This is a genomic window from Paenirhizobium daejeonense (genome assembly GCF_014280875.1).
In the GTDB taxonomy this organism is placed as follows: domain Bacteria; phylum Pseudomonadota; class Alphaproteobacteria; order Rhizobiales; family Rhizobiaceae; genus Allorhizobium; species Allorhizobium daejeonense.
In genome coordinates, this window is the sequence record NZ_JACLAL010000001.1 from 249,297 (window position 1) to 264,844 (window position 15,548).

15 protein-coding genes and 1 riboswitch are annotated in these 15,548 nt (G+C 61.2%); of the genes, 7 read left to right on the top strand and 8 right to left on the bottom strand.

The window, feature by feature from the left end; all coding sequences use genetic code 11:
• Positions 1–34: 34 nt before the first annotated feature.
• The gene (locus H4I99_RS01105) at positions 35–601 is read right to left on the bottom strand and encodes a DUF6101 family protein (RefSeq protein WP_163903830.1); all 567 of its coding nucleotides are present in this window, start codon (positions 599–601) and stop codon (positions 35–37) included.
• A gap of 383 nt (positions 602–984) precedes the next feature.
• Here H4I99_RS01105 and modA point away from each other — a divergent pair, with 383 nt between their 5' ends.
• Genes modA through modC form a run of 3 tightly spaced genes read left to right on the top strand, consistent with a single transcriptional unit; the run spans position 985 to position 3,596 of the window.
• A complete protein-coding gene (gene modA / locus H4I99_RS01110) occupies positions 985–1,785 on the top strand; it encodes a molybdate ABC transporter substrate-binding protein (protein WP_163903832.1) in 801 nt (266 codons plus the stop codon).
• Positions 1,786–1,818: 33 nt separating this feature from the next.
• Positions 1,819–2,511: a molybdate ABC transporter permease subunit gene (gene modB, locus H4I99_RS01115; protein ID WP_425314343.1), complete on the top strand. Its 693-nt coding sequence runs from the start codon at positions 1,819–1,821 to the stop codon at positions 2,509–2,511.
• Positions 2,511–3,596 carry a molybdenum ABC transporter ATP-binding protein gene (modC, locus tag H4I99_RS01120; protein ID WP_163903834.1) on the top strand — a complete coding sequence of 362 codons (1,086 nt, stop codon included), beginning with the start codon at positions 2,511–2,513 and terminating at the stop codon, positions 3,594–3,596. The genes modB and modC overlap by 1 nt, the downstream gene beginning before the upstream one ends.
• Positions 3,597–3,697: 101 nt before the next feature.
• Here the strand turns inward: modC and H4I99_RS01125 are convergent, their stop codons facing one another.
• Genes H4I99_RS01125 through H4I99_RS01135 form a run of 3 tightly spaced genes read right to left on the bottom strand, consistent with a single transcriptional unit; the run spans position 3,698 to position 6,510 of the window.
• Positions 3,698–4,093, bottom strand: coding sequence for a winged helix-turn-helix domain-containing protein (locus tag H4I99_RS01125; protein WP_163903836.1), 396 nt, complete (start codon positions 4,091–4,093; stop codon positions 3,698–3,700).
• Positions 4,090–5,520, bottom strand: a complete 1,431-nt coding sequence (locus H4I99_RS01130) for an FAD-binding oxidoreductase (RefSeq protein ID WP_163903838.1) — start codon at positions 5,518–5,520, stop codon at positions 4,090–4,092. The genes H4I99_RS01125 and H4I99_RS01130 overlap by 4 nt, the downstream gene beginning before the upstream one ends.
• A 9-nt stretch (positions 5,521–5,529) precedes the next feature.
• Complete coding sequence (locus tag H4I99_RS01135; RefSeq protein ID WP_163903840.1) at positions 5,530–6,510, bottom strand: L-threonylcarbamoyladenylate synthase; 981 nt, start codon at positions 6,508–6,510, stop codon at positions 5,530–5,532.
• Between the two features lie 235 nt (positions 6,511–6,745).
• Between H4I99_RS01135 and H4I99_RS01140 the strand changes: the two genes are divergently transcribed.
• On the top strand, positions 6,746–7,819 hold the full coding sequence (locus H4I99_RS01140) for a GGDEF domain-containing protein (protein WP_163903842.1): 1,074 nt from the start codon (positions 6,746–6,748) through the stop codon (positions 7,817–7,819).
• 18 nt (positions 7,820–7,837) lie between these two features.
• Here the strand turns inward: H4I99_RS01140 and H4I99_RS01145 are convergent, their stop codons facing one another.
• Positions 7,838–8,446, bottom strand: coding sequence for a DUF6656 family protein (locus H4I99_RS01145; protein ID WP_163903844.1), 609 nt, complete (start codon positions 8,444–8,446; stop codon positions 7,838–7,840).
• A gap of 308 nt (positions 8,447–8,754) precedes the next feature.
• A riboswitch (cobalamin riboswitch) is annotated at positions 8,755–8,962 on the top strand.
• Positions 8,963–9,070: 108 nt separating this feature from the next.
• Here H4I99_RS01145 and H4I99_RS01150 point away from each other — a divergent pair.
• The 3 genes from H4I99_RS01150 (at position 9,071) to H4I99_RS01160 (ending at position 12,142) form a co-directional block, all read left to right on the top strand.
• Positions 9,071–10,315, top strand: coding sequence for an aromatic ring-hydroxylating oxygenase subunit alpha (locus H4I99_RS01150; RefSeq protein WP_163903846.1), 1,245 nt, complete (start codon positions 9,071–9,073; stop codon positions 10,313–10,315).
• A 1-nt stretch (position 10,316) separates the two neighbouring features.
• Positions 10,317–11,399 (top strand): FAD-binding oxidoreductase, encoded by a 1,083-nt coding sequence (locus tag H4I99_RS01155; protein WP_163903848.1) that lies wholly within the window; start codon positions 10,317–10,319, stop codon positions 11,397–11,399.
• Positions 11,400–11,716: 317 nt separating this feature from the next.
• Positions 11,717–12,142, top strand: a complete 426-nt coding sequence (locus H4I99_RS01160) for a BA14K family protein (RefSeq protein ID WP_163903850.1) — start codon at positions 11,717–11,719, stop codon at positions 12,140–12,142.
• Positions 12,143–12,215: 73 nt separating this feature from the next.
• Here H4I99_RS01160 and H4I99_RS01165 read toward each other — a convergent pair whose 3' ends face one another.
• The 3 genes from H4I99_RS01165 to H4I99_RS01175 all read right to left on the bottom strand — a co-directional run bounded on the left by H4I99_RS01165 (position 12,216) and on the right by H4I99_RS01175 (position 15,483).
• The gene (locus H4I99_RS01165) at positions 12,216–13,214 is read right to left on the bottom strand and encodes a transporter (RefSeq protein ID WP_163903851.1); all 999 of its coding nucleotides are present in this window, start codon (positions 13,212–13,214) and stop codon (positions 12,216–12,218) included.
• Between the two features lie 71 nt (positions 13,215–13,285).
• Complete coding sequence (locus H4I99_RS01170; protein ID WP_163903853.1) at positions 13,286–14,353, bottom strand: ligand-gated ion channel; 1,068 nt, start codon at positions 14,351–14,353, stop codon at positions 13,286–13,288.
• Complete coding sequence (locus H4I99_RS01175; protein ID WP_163903855.1) at positions 14,350–15,483, bottom strand: cache domain-containing protein; 1,134 nt, start codon at positions 15,481–15,483, stop codon at positions 14,350–14,352. The genes H4I99_RS01170 and H4I99_RS01175 overlap by 4 nt, the downstream gene beginning before the upstream one ends.
• Positions 15,484–15,548: the final 65 nt, after the last annotated feature.

Sequence of the window (15,548 nt, forward strand, 5' to 3'; positions counted from 1 at the left end):
GACCCCTTTTGTATGTGCCGACCCTGTTAACGGATCAGTTGCGGGCGATGATTTCCTTGCCGGAAATCTTCATGGTCACGCCCAGCTTCCCGGTGGTGCGGCGCACGAGGAAGCGCGGCCGGCGTTCGGCGAAATAGGAATGGCGGCGGCGCGGCTGGGTTTCTCGGGCGCGGACGTCGCCGAGGTGCTCCTCGAGCGGACGGGCAACGCCATCGGCCTCGACCATCAGCATGGGAATGCGGAAGGCGTCGGACCAGTTGCGCCAGTCTGCGGCGATATCGCAGAGATCATGGGCGACCAGCAGCGGAATGCAGAGTTCCGGGTCTTCATGGTGCAGTTCGAGTGTCACGGTAACCTCTCCGTCTCCATGGTCGATCGCGCGGGCAGCGACCCCCTTGAAGGCGCGGGCCGGCAGCGCGAACGAGAGCGGCAAACCGCTGCCCTGCAGGATCTTTCTGAGGACTGCGCCCCGTTCGTCAATCGTAATGGTGACATCGCCGGACGCTCCGCGCAATGCGTAGGTGACCTGCTGCGGAAAACGGGACGGATCCAGTCGCAACGTTGCCCCTGCCCATGCGGGCTTCAAAACCGTGTTCGTCATCTTCATGCTACCCTTGTTTTACCCGAGAGCGCTTCATGCGTTCTTCTGATCGGGACTTTTCGTCCTCTGTAGCCTGACCTTACCGAGGCCCTGTTCCGGACAGCTTAAAAATCGCGGTTAAAAAAACTTTGCTGCGCCAAATGGTTAGCATTTTCAGACGAGGCAAGGTTTCGAAAAAGTGAATATAGGTGACAAGGTGTCGGTGTTTGGGACGACGGCGCGGCAAGCCCGCAGCGGTTGCGGCGGGCTTTCAGTGCCTGCTGCAAAGGCGTTTCGCTTCAAGTCAAATTAGGGAGATGGCGGGTTCGGTTCTCTTGTCCGGCTGCCTTTTTTTCGCTATCGATATAGCCAACAAAATATATCGATAGCTAGAGAGGTCATTTATGTCCGTTTCGTTTCGCTCCTTCCGCGTGGTTGCCAAGGCCGCAGTCGTCGCCGCCGCCTTCCTTGTCCAGCCGGTATCCTCCGCTTTTGCCGACGGACCGGTAACCGTTTTTGCCGCCGCCAGCCTCAAGGAAGTGCTGGGTGATATCTCCACCGCCTGGAAGGCCGAAACCGGCAAGGAAACCAGCGTTTCCTTTGCAGCCAGCTCCGCTCTCGCCAAGCAGGTCCAGGAAGGCGCGCCGGCAGACATCTTCTTTTCGGCTGACCTGAAGTGGATGGATTATCTCGACAAGGCGGGCCTCATCGCCGCCGACACTCGGTCCAACCTGCTCGGCAACCGTATCGTTCTCGTTGCGCCGAAAGATTCGAACGTGACCACGAAGATCGCTGAAGGCTTCCCGCTCAAGGATCTTCTCGCCGGCGGCAAGCTCGCCATGGGCAACACGGAATCGGTTCCGGCCGGTCTCTATGGCAAGGCGGCACTGGAAAAGCTCGGCGTATGGGACAGCGTCAAGGCTGACATCGCCCAGTCGGATAGTGTTCGCGCCGCACTTCTCCTCGTTTCCCGCGCCGAAGCCCCGCTCGGTATCGTTTATGAAACCGACGCCAAGGCCGACAAGGACGTAAAGGTCGTTGACCGTTTCCCGGAAGAAAGCCATCCTGAGATCGTCTATCCGGCTGCTTTGGTGAAGGAATCGAAGAATGCTGACGCCAAGGCCTTCCTCGAATACCTGCATGGCGAAAAGGCCAGGGCAATATTCACCGCCGCCGGCTTCACGGTGCTCTCCAAGACGAATTGATATTGACGCTATCGCAGTCAAGGCATCGTTCGGGTGACGCTTACTCCTGAAGAAACCACAGCCATGTTGCTCAGCCTGAAGGTCGCGGTTACCGCCGTGGCCTTCTCGTTGCCTTTCGGGGTGCTCGTCGCATGGCTTCTGGCGCGCTGTGATTTTTACGGCAAGACCCTGTTGAACGGCATCGTGCATTTGCCGCTCATCATGCCGCCGGTCGTCACTGGCTATCTGCTGCTGATCACCTTCGGACGTCGCGGTGCCATCGGTGCACTTCTCGACCAGTGGTTCGGGCTGGTCTTCTCCTTCCGCTGGACGGGGGCTGCGTTGGCCGCCGCCGTCATGGGCTTTCCGCTGCTGGTGCGCTCCATCCGCCTGTCGCTGGATGCCGTCGATCGCAAGCTTGAATCGGCAGCCTCGACGCTTGGTGCGCCGCCGGTGTGGGTGTTCCTGACTGTCACGCTGCCGCTGATCCTGCCGGGCATCGCTGCCGGTACGGTGCTGTCCTTTGCCAAGGCGATGGGCGAGTTCGGCGCAACCATTACCTTCGTCTCCAACATTCCCGGTGAAACCCAGACATTGGCCTCGGCCATCTACACCTATACCCAGGTGCCGGGCGGTGATCTCCAGGCCATGCGCCTGACGCTGATTTCCATTGCCGTTTCGCTAGCGGCGCTGGTGGCATCCGAGGTTCTGTCGCGGCGGCTGGCCGCAAGGATGGGGAGCGCCTGATGCTGACTATCGATATCGAGCACAATCAGGGAAGTTTTGATCTTGTGGCCGATTTTTCGGTCGGGCAGGGGCTGACCGTCTTCTTTGGCCCGTCCGGTTCCGGCAAGACCACGCTCATCAATCTCGTTGCCGGTCTGGTGCGTCCGACGAAGGGACGAATCGTTTTCAATGACCAGGTCTGGAGCGATGGTGCGACCGGCCACTTCGTGCCGCCCCATCGCCGTCGTATCGGCTACGTCTTTCAGGAGGGAAGGCTCTTCCCGCACCTGACCGTGCGCCAGAACCTGCTTTACGGTACGCGTTTCGTACCCGCTGCAGAGCGGACCGAAAGCCTTGACCGCGTGGCGGATCTGCTCGGCATTTCCCGCCTGCTGACACGGCGTCCTTCCGGCCTGTCGGGCGGCGAGAAGCAGCGCGTGGCGCTCGGTCGGGCGCTGATGTCGAACCCGCGCCTTCTCCTCATGGACGAGCCGCTGTCGGCGCTGGATGTCGAACTCAAGGCGGCGATCCTGCCCGACATCGAGCGCATCCGCGACGAGGTCGGCATTCCGATCCTCTATGTCAGCCACTCGCTGGAAGAGGTTGCCCGCCTTGCGACACGCGTGATCGCGCTTTTTCGCGGGCGCGCCACCGCAATTGGTGCGCCGGACGAGGTGCTCGACATTCTGGCCCCGGGCGCAGGCGTCCAGCCGGGCAATTTCCTGCATGCGACGGTTACCGACCAGAGCGCCGAGGATGGCATTACCCTTGCCGAAAGCGCGGCCGGGCCGCTCTTTCTCCGAAAGACAGATGTGGCGGTCGGCACCCGAATCCGCGTCTTCGTGCCGGTCAGCGAAATCGTCGTTGCGACCAGCCTGCCGGAAGGCATTTCCACGCTCAACCGACTCCACGGCGTCGTTATCGGTCTGCGCGAGGAAGGGAACTCTGTCATGGTCTCGGTCGATTGCGGCGGCGAGCAGATGATCTGCGAGGTCACGCGCCGGTCCGCCAAGAGCCTCGGCCTCGCCACCGGTTCCCCCGTGCATCTGCTGTTCAAGACCGTATCGCTCGCCTCCGAAGCCATTTTCCGGCAGGCGGTGCGGTAAAATAGGGCAGCCGGTGGTGAGAGACGGGCCTCGATAAGGGGGCGTTTTGCGGGGGGGGCTATTGGGGGACCGCAGAGCACCACTCTCTGTTTCCCGATGAGCTAATCCTCGTGCGCATCCTTCGCGCCACTGCCTGCGGGCTGAAAGTCCGGTGCGCTCATGTCCTCAAGCCATGAGAGATCGTCGGTGAGAAGCGTGCGGCTCTCAGCCTCCATCTTTCGGCAACGGCTGAGCAATGTTTCTCCGAACGGCGTCAATCCTGCGCCGCCGCCGCTTTTGCCGCCGTGGCGGGTGAAGATCGATGGTTCCTTGAACATGCGGTTGATTTCGTCGGCGAGCAGCCATGCCCGGCGGTATGACATGCCCATGGTCGCGCCCGCTGCCCGGATCGAGCCGTGCTCGGCGATGCCGGCAAGCAGCGACACCTTGCCGGGACCGAGGCGAACCCCGTTCGGCAGGTCGAGCCTGAGTGTCAGCTTGATCTTGTCTCCGCTCATTGCGTCGAAACCATCTTGCCTGGGTTCATGATGCCGGCTGGATCGAAAGCCAGCTTGATACGCTTCATCAGTTCCGTTTCGATAACCGGACGGCTTGCCGCCAGTTCGTCGCGCTTCAACTGGCCGACGCCGTGCTCGGCCGAAATCGAGCCGCCATGCGCATGAACGACGGCATGCACGATGGCGTTCATCTCCCGCCAGCGGGCAATGAACGCAGCCTTGTCGGCGCCGATCGGCTGGCTGATGTTGTAATGAATGTTTCCGTCGCCGAGATGGCCGAACGAAACGATGCGGGCCTCGGGCATGCGGGCCATCACCGCCGCATTCGCATCCGCGAGGAAACGCGGCACGCTGGAAACGGGCACGGAGACGTCGTGCTTGATCGAGCCGCCCTCCGGCTTCTGTGCATCGGACATGCTTTCCCTCAAGCGCCAGAAGGCCTCCTGCTGGGCGAGTGAGGAGGCGATGACCGCGTCCTTCACCAGTCCGGTGTCGTGGGTTTCTTCCAGCAGACTGGCGATCATCCTTTCCGCGGTTTCGGCGGAATCCGAGGTTGAGATATCGATCAGCGCATACCATGGGTGGGCCGAGGGCAGAGGATCGCGAACGCCGGCGATGTGCTTCGTGGTGAAGTCGATGCCGATGCGCGGCATGATCTCGAAACCGGTAAGAGCGCTGCCGCAGAGCGTCGAGGCGCGTTCGAACAGCGCGAGTGCATCCCCAGGCGAAGCAAGGCCGACAAAGGCAACCTGATGGCCGCGCGGGCGGGGAAAGAGCTTCAGGACCGCGCCGGTGATGATGCCGAGCGTGCCTTCCGCGCCGATGAACAGGTCGCGCAGGTCGTAGCCGCTATTGTCCTTTTTCAGCCGTCGCAACCCGTCCCAGATCTCGCCGGTCGGCAGAACCACCTCCAGCCCGAGGCAAAGCTGCCGGACATTTCCATAGGCCAGCACGGCGGTTCCGCCGGCATTGGTGGAGAGATTGCCGCCGATGCGGCAGGAGCCTTCCGAGCCGAGCGAGAGCGGAAACAGACGGTTGTGCTCGGCTGCTGCCTTCTGGATGTCGGCGAGGATGGCCCCGCCATCGGCCACGATCACATCGCCGGAAATGTCGATCTCGCGGATACGGTTCATGCGCTCAAGCGAGAGCACGACGTCCGACAGGCCGTCGCGCGGCACCTGGCCGCCCACATGGCCCGTGCGTCCGCCGGCCGGCACGATGGGCGTGCCCGTCCGGCTGGCGAGCGCCATGATGGCGGAAACCTCTTGCGTCGATCCGGGTTTCAGCACCAGCGGCGAGGAGCCGTGATAGAGCCCCCGGCTTTCCACGAGATAGGGTGCGATGTCCGATGCGGCGGTCAGCGCGTTGGCCTCGCCCACGATCGCCACGAAGGCCTTCAAGGTTTCGGACAGGGGGGCGCTGCTCACATTGTTCTCCTATGCGCTGCGGGGAGCCGCGGCGCGTTTCAGTCGGTCGTTGATCGCTTCGCCAAGCCCCTGCATGGGGATCGGCATGACCGCGATGCCGGAAGGGCGGGCCTGGTCGGCCTGCTTGAGATAGCCGAAGAGGTTCGCCGCCGCCTCTGCCAGATCGCCGTGCCGGCTGAGGTTCAGCACGATGGATGCGTCCTTCTCGCCCGCGATCTCAGCATCGCCAAAGCGGATCAACGCCTCGCCCGGGGCAATGGACTGCGCGTCGAGCCGCACATGGGCGTTCGGGGCGTAATGCGAGGCGAGCATGCCGGGTGCTTCGATTGCAGCCGTGCCGGCGGGTTTCAGGCGTTCGACAGCAAGCCCGGTCGCCTCTTCTATGTCCTCGGCGGCAATTCCGCCCGGACGCAGCATCCGTATCCGGCCGTCCTCCACCTTGACGATGGTGGATTCGACGCCGACAGGGCAGGGGCCGCCATCCACGATGAGGTCGATGCGCCCGCCGAGATCGGCCTCCACATGCTCCGCCGTGGTCGGGCTGATCTTGCCGGAGGAATTGGCGCTGGGAGCGGCCAGCGGCCTGTCGAAGGCGCGGATCAGGTCGCCGGCAAATCCCTTGGGCACCCGGATGCCCACGGTGTCGAGCCCGGCGGTCGCAAGCGGGTGGATGGAACTTCCGGCCTTGAGCGGAACGACGAGCGTCAGCGGCCCCGGCCAGAAACGGGCTGCAAGCGCACGGGAAATGGGATCGAAGTCGGCGTAGCGTTCCGCCATGGCGAGATCCGCCATGTGGCAGATCAGCGGATTGAAGCGCGGCCGGCCCTTGGTTTCATAGATGCTGGTGATCGCCACCGGGTCGGTCGCGTCGGCCGCCAGCCCGTAAACGGTCTCGGTCGGCAGCGCTACGGGTCGCGCCTTTGACAGGATCTCGATGGCCGCATCGATTACGCCTTGCCTATCGCTGTCGATCGGTATCACCCGAGCCATGTATCAACGCCTTCTCGTCATGTGTTCCGCCGTCAATAGCGCGTCTTGGCGGGTGGGAGCAAACGTTGATTTCATAGGCGTCTACAGGGGTTTTCCACAGTTCTCGGCAGGCGTCGGGACACCGTCGGAGCGTATCCGTAAAACTTTATCTACCGACGTAACCGAAAGAAAGAAATGTTGCGCCTATAGTCCGCCCGTTCCAGCCTTTCGCCTTCACCCGCCGGAAAAAAGAACCATGCAGCAAGTCAAGAATCCCGCCTCAAGCATCGCTCTTCGTGTCGCAACCGCCATGCATCAGATGGGAATCGACGGCCTGCCCAGAAATTACGAACTGGTCTACGAAGCGTATGCGGGTGGTAATCCGGAACTGGTTCGCGATTTCATCGCGCTCGGCAAGGTGAAGACACAGGAAGCGCTCGATGCGCTCGGCCGCAAATACCTTCCGCACCATCACGAGGACGGCCTTCTGGCTCGCCAGAACGGCCAGGTTCGCGCCGAGATGAGCAACTTCATCTCCCTGCTAAACGAGGAAAAGGTCTCTCTCAGCGATTATGGTCGCTTGATCGGCGATGCCTCCAAGGTCATCCAGACGGTCGCGGAGGACGATCACCCGGAACTCGGTCAATCGATCAAGGCGCTAAAGGTCGCGACCGAAAAGCGCGCCAGCCAGAACAGCAATGTCGTCAGGGCAGTTGTCGACAAGACGGTAGCCCTTGCCGACATGCAGCGTGAGGCAGACGAGGCCGAAGCCACCAAGTTCGTCGATCCGCTGACCGGGCTTTCCAGCCGTCGCGCCTTCAACAAGGCTGTCGCCAAGGTTTACACCAATCCCGAAATGCCAGTGCTGTGCGGCATTGCCATTGGCGAAATCGATGATTTCGCCCGTCTTTCCGAGCAGATGGGCCCGGCCGTCGCGGAACGTTTCCTGAAGCAGGTGGCAAAGGTCATGCAGGCTGTGGCAGGCGGAGGCGATATCGCCTGTCGCTTCGATGGTGGTCGTTTCGGCATGCTGCTCTATACATCCGCGCAGGACGAGGTGAGCCGTATCGTCGATCTGATACGCTCCAAGCTGAAGGCGACGGCGGTCGTCAATTCCGGCAATGGCCGTGCGCTTGGCCAGGTGCTGATGTCCTTCGGCATCTGCCTGTCGGAACAGGCCCCCAACGCCTTCGATTTGACCAATTTCGCGGAAAAAGCGCTTGCATCCTCGCGCGCCGCCGGTGGCAACACGGTCACCATCTACGGCGCGAACGACTACGTGCCGAAGGACTGGCTGATCTACAAGAAGTCCCCCGTCGGTCGCTTCTGAGGCTCGCCTGGAATGACTTTAGAGTCTGGCGATGATCTTGCGCAGTTGCGCATCGCGCGCGCCGAGCATCAGCACATTCTTCAGCGCTTCCTTCGGATCGTGGGTGCGAAACAATAGCCCGTTCTCGCGGATCGAGCGGTCGATCGCCATGGATTTGCTCGACTGGTCCGGCTGGATTGCGACGGCGAAATACATGCGCGAATAGTTCGTCCGGATCTGTTCGAAGAACTGGTCGCCTTCGCCCAGTTCGGCGAAGAAATTAGCTATGTAGAAGGCCCATTTCACATCGGCGTATTTCGCGAAGTTCGTCCGCGCCGCCGTGACATGGCAGTAGCCGAGATGTGGCCTGTTATCGAGTGTCTTGTGAAAGATCAGCTTCGGGAACTGGATCGATCGGTGAAATCCGTTGATCCGGCTGTGAGTGGTCTCGCCGGCGGTTTCGAGCCGCCGACCCGTTCTTTCGGCAACCTCTTCATGGGTGAGGTAGCGTTTCTCTTCCGGCAGCCAGTCTTCCCGGCGGCGCAGAATACGTCCCGTGCGCAGGAACTCCGTGTGCACGGCCCGCGTCGATGGTGTCAGCGGCGCGGAAGGCTTCTTCGGGGCGGCGTAGTATCTCAGCTTCTGCATGGCGAGGCTCGATCGGGAGTGGCAACCGGGATGATTCTAGAACGAGAGTGATTAACGACAATTTGTCGCAATTATCGGCGCTTACGGTTTCGCGAGGCTTGCCATGCGCGAGGTGCGTCGAATGTCGCGTATTTTTCCTTGTCATTTTGCGCCATGGACTGCCCGGGTTTCCGGAGGTGAATTTCTTAACTGCATGAAAAAATGAAATATTCCTGGAAATGTCACGCAAGCCTGACATCTGCGTTCATGTCGCAAACATTTGATGCCGTGTCGTTTCGCAATGCAGCGAAACCTAAGTAATTGTGATTAGATAATTTCAAGCTCAAGGTGCCGCCCTGCTAGGGAGGGCGGGAAATTGGGAAGCCGGTCAAAATCCGGCGCTGCCCCCGCAACGGTGGTGGAGAAAAGCGTAAGGGCAAAAAGCCACTGGGAAGTCTTCCTGGGAAGGCGCTCCACGCAGTCCGGTCACCCGGACGTCTCCAGAGCCCGGAAACCAGCCTCGAGAGAGAAAAGATTGAAGGTCGCGGCGGGCGGCCCGAGACAGGTTCGGTCGGTCTTTTCCCAGGGGCCGGTCCCGTGCATGTACTCGTCCCTCGCCATTGCCGTAACGAAACGAGGACGACGATGGATTTGCAGGGCACGGTATTGCGCCAATTGAAGAACCGCCGCGAAGGCTTCAGCCTCGAGCAGCCGTTCTATATCGACCAGGATTACTTCAAGCTCGACATGGAGACCATCTGGTATCGCGACTGGCTGTTCATCGGCCATGACTGCGAGATCCCGAAGGCGGGCAATTACTTCACCGTCCAGATCGGGGATTACCCTGTTGTCGTCGTACGCGGCAAGGACGGCGTGATCCGCGCGTTCCACAACACCTGCCGGCATCGCGGCCACCGCGTCTGCACCAAGGAAAGCGGCGCTTCCGCCAAGCTCGTCTGTCCCTATCACCAGTGGACCTATGACCTCGACGGTTCGCTGGTCTTCGCTCGGCAGATGGGCGAGGATTTCGACAAGGCGCAGTTCGGCATGAAGCATGTCGCCTGCGAAAGCGTCGGCGGCTATATCTTCGTCTGCCTCGCCCAGGAGCCGTCCGATTTTGCTCCGGTTCGCGCGACCATCGAGCCCTACATGAAGCCCCATCGCCTTTGGGAAGCCAAGGTAGCCCACAAGAACACCATCATCGAGAAGGGCAACTGGAAGCTCGTCTGGGAAAACAACCGCGAGTGCTACCACTGTGCCGGCAACCACCCGGAACTCTGCCGTACCTACCCGGAAGCTCCGACGGCAACCGGCGTTCAGGGCGCCAAGGACGATCCGTTCATCTCCGAGCACTGGGCCCGTTGCGAAGCTGCCGGCCTTCCGAGCGAGTTCAAGATGGACCCGACCGGCCAGTTCCGCGTTGCCCGAATGCCGCTGATCCAGGATGCCGAGAGCTACACCATGGACGGCAAGCGCGCCATCAAGCGTCCGCTGTCGGACGACGTTCCGATTTCCCACATCGGCACCATGCTGCTGTTCCACTACCCGACGACCTGGAACCACATGCTGGGCGACCATGCGATCTCCTTCCGCGTCCTGCCGATTTCGGCCGAGGAAACCGCGGTCACCACCACCTGGCTTGTCCACAAGGATGCCGTCGAGGGCGTCGACTACAACGTCGAGGACCTGACGCACGTTTGGAACATGACCAATGATCAGGACCGCGCCATCGTCGAAGAAAACGCCTTCGGCATCCGTTCCCCGGCTTATGAGCCGGGTCCGTATTCGGCCGACCACGAAGGCGGCGTCATGCAGTTCGTCGAATGGTACTCGAACTTCATGATCAACCGTCTGCAGGGCGACAAGGCCCGCCTGTCCGCGGTCGCCTGAGATGACAGTTGCCGTGACCTATCGTCATGTCGATGAGATGCGTCCCTGGTCCGACAGGGAGCATCGCCTCGAATGTGTGGCCGTGACGCCCGAGGCGCCGGATGTGATGACCTTCACATTCCGGCCCGACCGGTCCGGCCACTGGTTCCGCTATCTGCCCGGTCAGTTCGTCACGCTGGAGATCCCGGCGTCGCCAGAACCGGTCATGCGGACCTACACGCTGTCGTCGAGCCCCTCGCGCCCCTACACGGTCGCCGTGACCGTGAAGGCGCAGAAGGATTCGATCGGCACCCGCTGGATGTTCGACAACCTGAAGCCCGGAATGAAGTTGAAGGCGATCGGTCCGCTCGGCGATTTCTCCTACGCCAAGCACCCCGGCAGGAAGTACCTCTTCATTTCGGCCGGTTCCGGCGTTACTCCGATGGTGTCGATGACCCGTGACATGGGCGATCGTGCGCCCGACAGCGACATCGTGTTCCTGAACTGCGCCCGTTCGCCGGATGACATCATCTTCCGCTGGGAGCTGGAAGCCAAGGCGCGCGAGATGCCGAACCTGACGCTCGGCTTCATCGTCGAGCAGATTGCCCGTGGTCAGCTCTGGTCGGGTCTCAAGGGACGGATAGACAAGGCGAAGATCGCGCTTCTCGCTCCCGACTTCCTTGAGCGCACCGTGTTCTGCTGCGGCCCCGAACCATTCATGGCGACAGTTCGCGAAGCCTTGTCGGGCGCTGGCTTCGACATGAAGAACTACCACGAGGAAGCCTTCCAGCCGGTTGCCCCGGAACTGCCGGTGGTGGTTGCCGACCACTCCGATGGCGCCGTTGCAACCAAGGTCGCCTTCACCATGTCCGGCAAGGAAGGTCTTTGCGAGCCCGGTCATACGGTCCTGCAGGCCGCGCGTGCAGCGGGTGTGCGCATTGGCGCTGCCTGCGAGTCTGGTCTTTGTGGCACCTGCAAGGTGATGAAACTCTCCGGCGAGGTGGAGATGAACCACAACGGCGGCATCCTCGATGACGAGATCGACGAGGGCTACATTCTCGCCTGCTGCTCGCGTCCGAAGGGTGATCTGGAAATAGAAGCCTGAGACAGCGGTCCCGCTTGGCGCATGACCATCCTCATCAAAGGCGGCGGAGCAATCCGCCGCTTTTCTTAGTGCCCCCCGAGCAGGCAGCGGAACAATGATCCGTGTGCTGCGTTTCCCGTTCGCTAAAGCGAAGTTCGGGGCTGGTCTTCAATCAATAGTGATGTGTCGCAAGTTCCCTACAGCTTTATGATGTTAATAATGGGTTCAGGATGGACCGGATAGCGTACTGTCACGTCTTGTCGACCCCGTGATTGTTTTCGCCCGTCGTGCAAGACACGCCTTGTACATCCTGACAAAGCAGGGAATGGAGAACCGATATGACAAACATGATGAAGCGCTGGGCTGCTGTTGCCTTGGCTTCCGCTGTCGTCCTGACGAGCTTCGTGCCGTCGCAGGCGATGCCGGTGACTGCGCCCGTCACCGCAACGTCCGATGTGACGGCGGTCGATTATTATCGCCGTCCGCCTCCGGGATATTATCACGGCCACCGTGGCTATCGCGATTACCGCCCGGGCTACCGTCGTCATAATGACGGCTGGTGGTATCCGCTCGCAGCCTTCGGCGCAGGCGCCATTATCGGCGGAGCCATCGCTGCGCCGCCGGCTGCGCCCCGCCGTGCCACGGGCATCAACCCACGGCACTATGAGTGGTGCTATGCCCGTTATCGTTCCTATGATTCCTACAGCAACACCTTCCAGCCGAACTACGGCCCACGCCGTCAGTGCCTGTCTCCCTACTATTGATTGCAGGCACTTCGTTTGAGTTGACAATGCCCGGCCGCTGGTCGGGCATTTCGTTTTTGAGGGGATGCCCGTTTCAAAGGATGCCGGCGCGCCTGAGGATCAGCCATGCAGCAAGGATCGAGACGGCGATGAAGCCGACGGCCCAGAGCGTGCCGCCGATGCCCTCGGCAAACGGCAGTGACGAGGTGTTCATCCCGAAGAAGCCGGTGACCAGCGACGGAGGTAGCAGGAAGGCCGTCATTAGCGACAGGATGTAGAGGTGACGGTTGGTTTCCGAGGAAAGCTTGGAATCGATTTCTTCGTGCAGCAATCTTGCCCTCTCCTGTAGCGCGTAGACGTCGTTGTCGGCGGCCTCCAGACGGTTCACCAACCTTTCCGCCACATCCTCGAAGCCCGGTGGCAATTCATCGTCGTCCGTTGCCGCTGCCCGGCGCATCAGCGCCAGCACGGTGCGCAGGTGCCGGTGCAGCCGCACGACGACGCGCCGCACTGGCGCGAGCCGCCGGCGCTCGTCACGAAGTTCGCTATCATAGACGAAATCCTCGATGGCGTTCAGCTCATCGGTCAGTTCCAGCACCACTGACATGATGCCTCGCTGGAACTCCACCACCAGCGCTTCGAAGATCTGGATCGGCTGACGAAACTTCGCCGCGTTCTTTTCGATTGCTGCCCGCACGGGATCGATCGATCTGACAGGTTGCAGTCGCGTCGTGATGATGAAGCCGCTGGACAGCGCGAAATGCAGCCAGCCGATATCGCGGGTGGTGGCGTCGAACTCCCGCTGGAAATCGACCAGGGTGCCGTAGAATGCCTGTTCGTCCACGGTCAGCGCCGCGTGTGTTTCGTGGGTGGTCAGTGCAGCCCGCGCCGGCTCGCTCAGGCCGGGAAAGTTCTCGAGAAAGGCGGTGCAGCGCGCATCGGCGAGATTGAGATGCAGCCAGACGAAACTGCCTTCATCGATCCTGATGTCGGTGGGGTCGGTTTCGGGCGAAAAGCGGGTAGCTCGACCGGAAGACGCATTGATCACATAGCCCCAGACGAGGCCGGGAATTTTCGTGGCGAGGGGATGCATCGATCTGCTCCGGAAACGGCCCGCCAGCGCTTCTATGCCTGCATTGTGACAGTTCGATTACAGCCCTTGCTTCACAGCAGCGACAACAACACGGAGCAGATGCAGATAAGCAGGAAGCTTGCGGGAACCGAGAAGCGAATGTTGTCGCGGATGGCTTCCACCAGATGCGGATATCGTCTCCGGCCGGGAAAACTGGCGTCGGTCAAAAGCATCGAGATCAGCAATACCACCACCAGATAGAAATAGCCGAGCGAGACCATGAAGGCGACGGGCGAGTTCATCGAGATGGCCCCTGGAAAGCTCGATTCGTAGGTGAAGCCGAGAGCCGCAAGCGCCAGCAAGGCGGAATAGGTCATCGAGGCCTCGTCTCCCGACAATCGTGCCGGTGCCCACAGCAGGAACAGTGACACCGATAGAACCGCAGCGAAAGGCACGAAGATCGGCAGCACGTAATGCTGCCATTTACGCTGTATCTCCGTCGATGCCTTGATCCGCACGAAGGGCTTGGCATTCCATCCGTAGAAACGCTCCATCACGAATTGCAGCGATCGGGCCGTCCAGCTGTTGGCTGAAAGCTCGGATGCGACCGATGCAAGTTCCCGGTCGATATCGTTCATCACGAAGATGACCTCGTCGGCCGAGTGTCGCGGCGTGACCAGCGAGAGTGTCAGGATCTGTCGGTCAAATGGAAACGTCGTCATGTCGACTTCAACCCGGAAATCGGCATCGATCCGCCGGATACGGGTCACCGTGCCGTCCGCCCGCATCGTCAAGGCGACGGAGCCGGATCTGGGCTCGCCGATGCGGTTTTCAATCTCTGTCGCCGGCGTCCATATGCTGGCGAGCTTCGCTTCGGCCTCGGCACCGACATAGTCGAAACGGGCAAAGCCGGTGGTCTTGGGATCGAAAGCCTGGGTCGGATCCTTCCAGCGTTCGGTGGTCTCGATCGTCATCGAGGCTTCGCCCGAGGTCTCGTTGAACCTGGAAATGTCCAGCACCCTCATTGAGGAATGGACGGCGAGCGGCAGATGAATGCCCTTGGGCAGGCGAGGGGTCTCATCCGCCATCGCCGTTCCCGCCAAGGCGAAAGCGAGCCAGCTGGCAGTGGCGAGGATCAGGCGCAGAAGGATCGGCTTCACGGGGCATCTCCGTGATGGGCTTTGCTATCCGCGCCCATATTGCCAGCTGACAGCCTGTCGATGGCGTCCCTGAGCCGCCGGAGATCGCCATGACCGCTGCTTTCGGATGAAACGCCTTCGATCTTCCCCGATGCGAGCGTTTCCGCATGGTCGACGAGATCGGCAAGTGGACGGATCAAAACTGCCCGCAGGACTACGGTGACGATCGAGAAGACGAAGATGCCTCCGACGGCGGCAATGATCGCTGCCATCGCGATTGACCGCAGAAAACCGCTTTCGATCGTGGAGAAATCGCGAACAATGAAGATTGTCCCGATCATCCGGCCGGAATAGTCCAGAAGCGGCTGCGCGAAAGTCCCGTATCTGTGGTCGTCAAGCTCCACCATGGCGGATGTCGGCTCGCGGGAAAGACCGATGGCGCGGCGGTCGTAGAGCTTCTGGAAAAGCGCGGTGTCGGTTGCCGATTCGATGGCAAGTCCGGCGCCTTCGGCCTTCACGGTGCTGTCCTTCGGGGTGATGCCGGTCATCGCCGGGCTGAGGAACAGGGCGTAATCGGCGCCCGATGCAGACTTGGCGATTTCCAGCAGTGCTTTGAGGTCGACGCCGACTTCCACCGTGCCGACCAGTGTTTCGCCCTCCAGCATCGGGGCGACCGCGCGCAGGCTGAGACCGGCAAGCCCGACCTCCAGCCCCTTCTGAAGGATATGGCTGCGGTTGGCGGCAAGGATCATCGGGCGGATTGTCGAAAGATCCTGCCCGAAATTCTTCGGATCCTGCACGCGCAGGAAGCTCTTGATGTCGCTCGTGTGGAAATGCAGCATGTTGACGCCGGCTTCGCTGGCCAGCGCGTCATAGGTGGGTTTCAGAAGCGAGGTCAGTCCGTCCCGGTCCCCTTGCTTCATCAGATTGAGGACGAGCGGGTCCTTCGCGATCCGGTCGGCATGGGTTGCCGAAAGGCTGGCCGATTGCGCCATCGACGAGGTGAGCAGCAGGGCGGTTGCCTGCATTTCGTCGGCCTTGGCGGCTTCAAGCTGCTGGCGAGTGCCATCGACCACGATGTAGCCCCCCAGTCCGAGAATGATGGTGAGCAGGATCGCGGTCACGAGTGAGAGAGATCGGTCGAGGGTCATAGATGGCATCCGGGATCGCAGTAATCCCAATGAGGTACGGCAATCCGGGCGGCGCTGTATCGCCC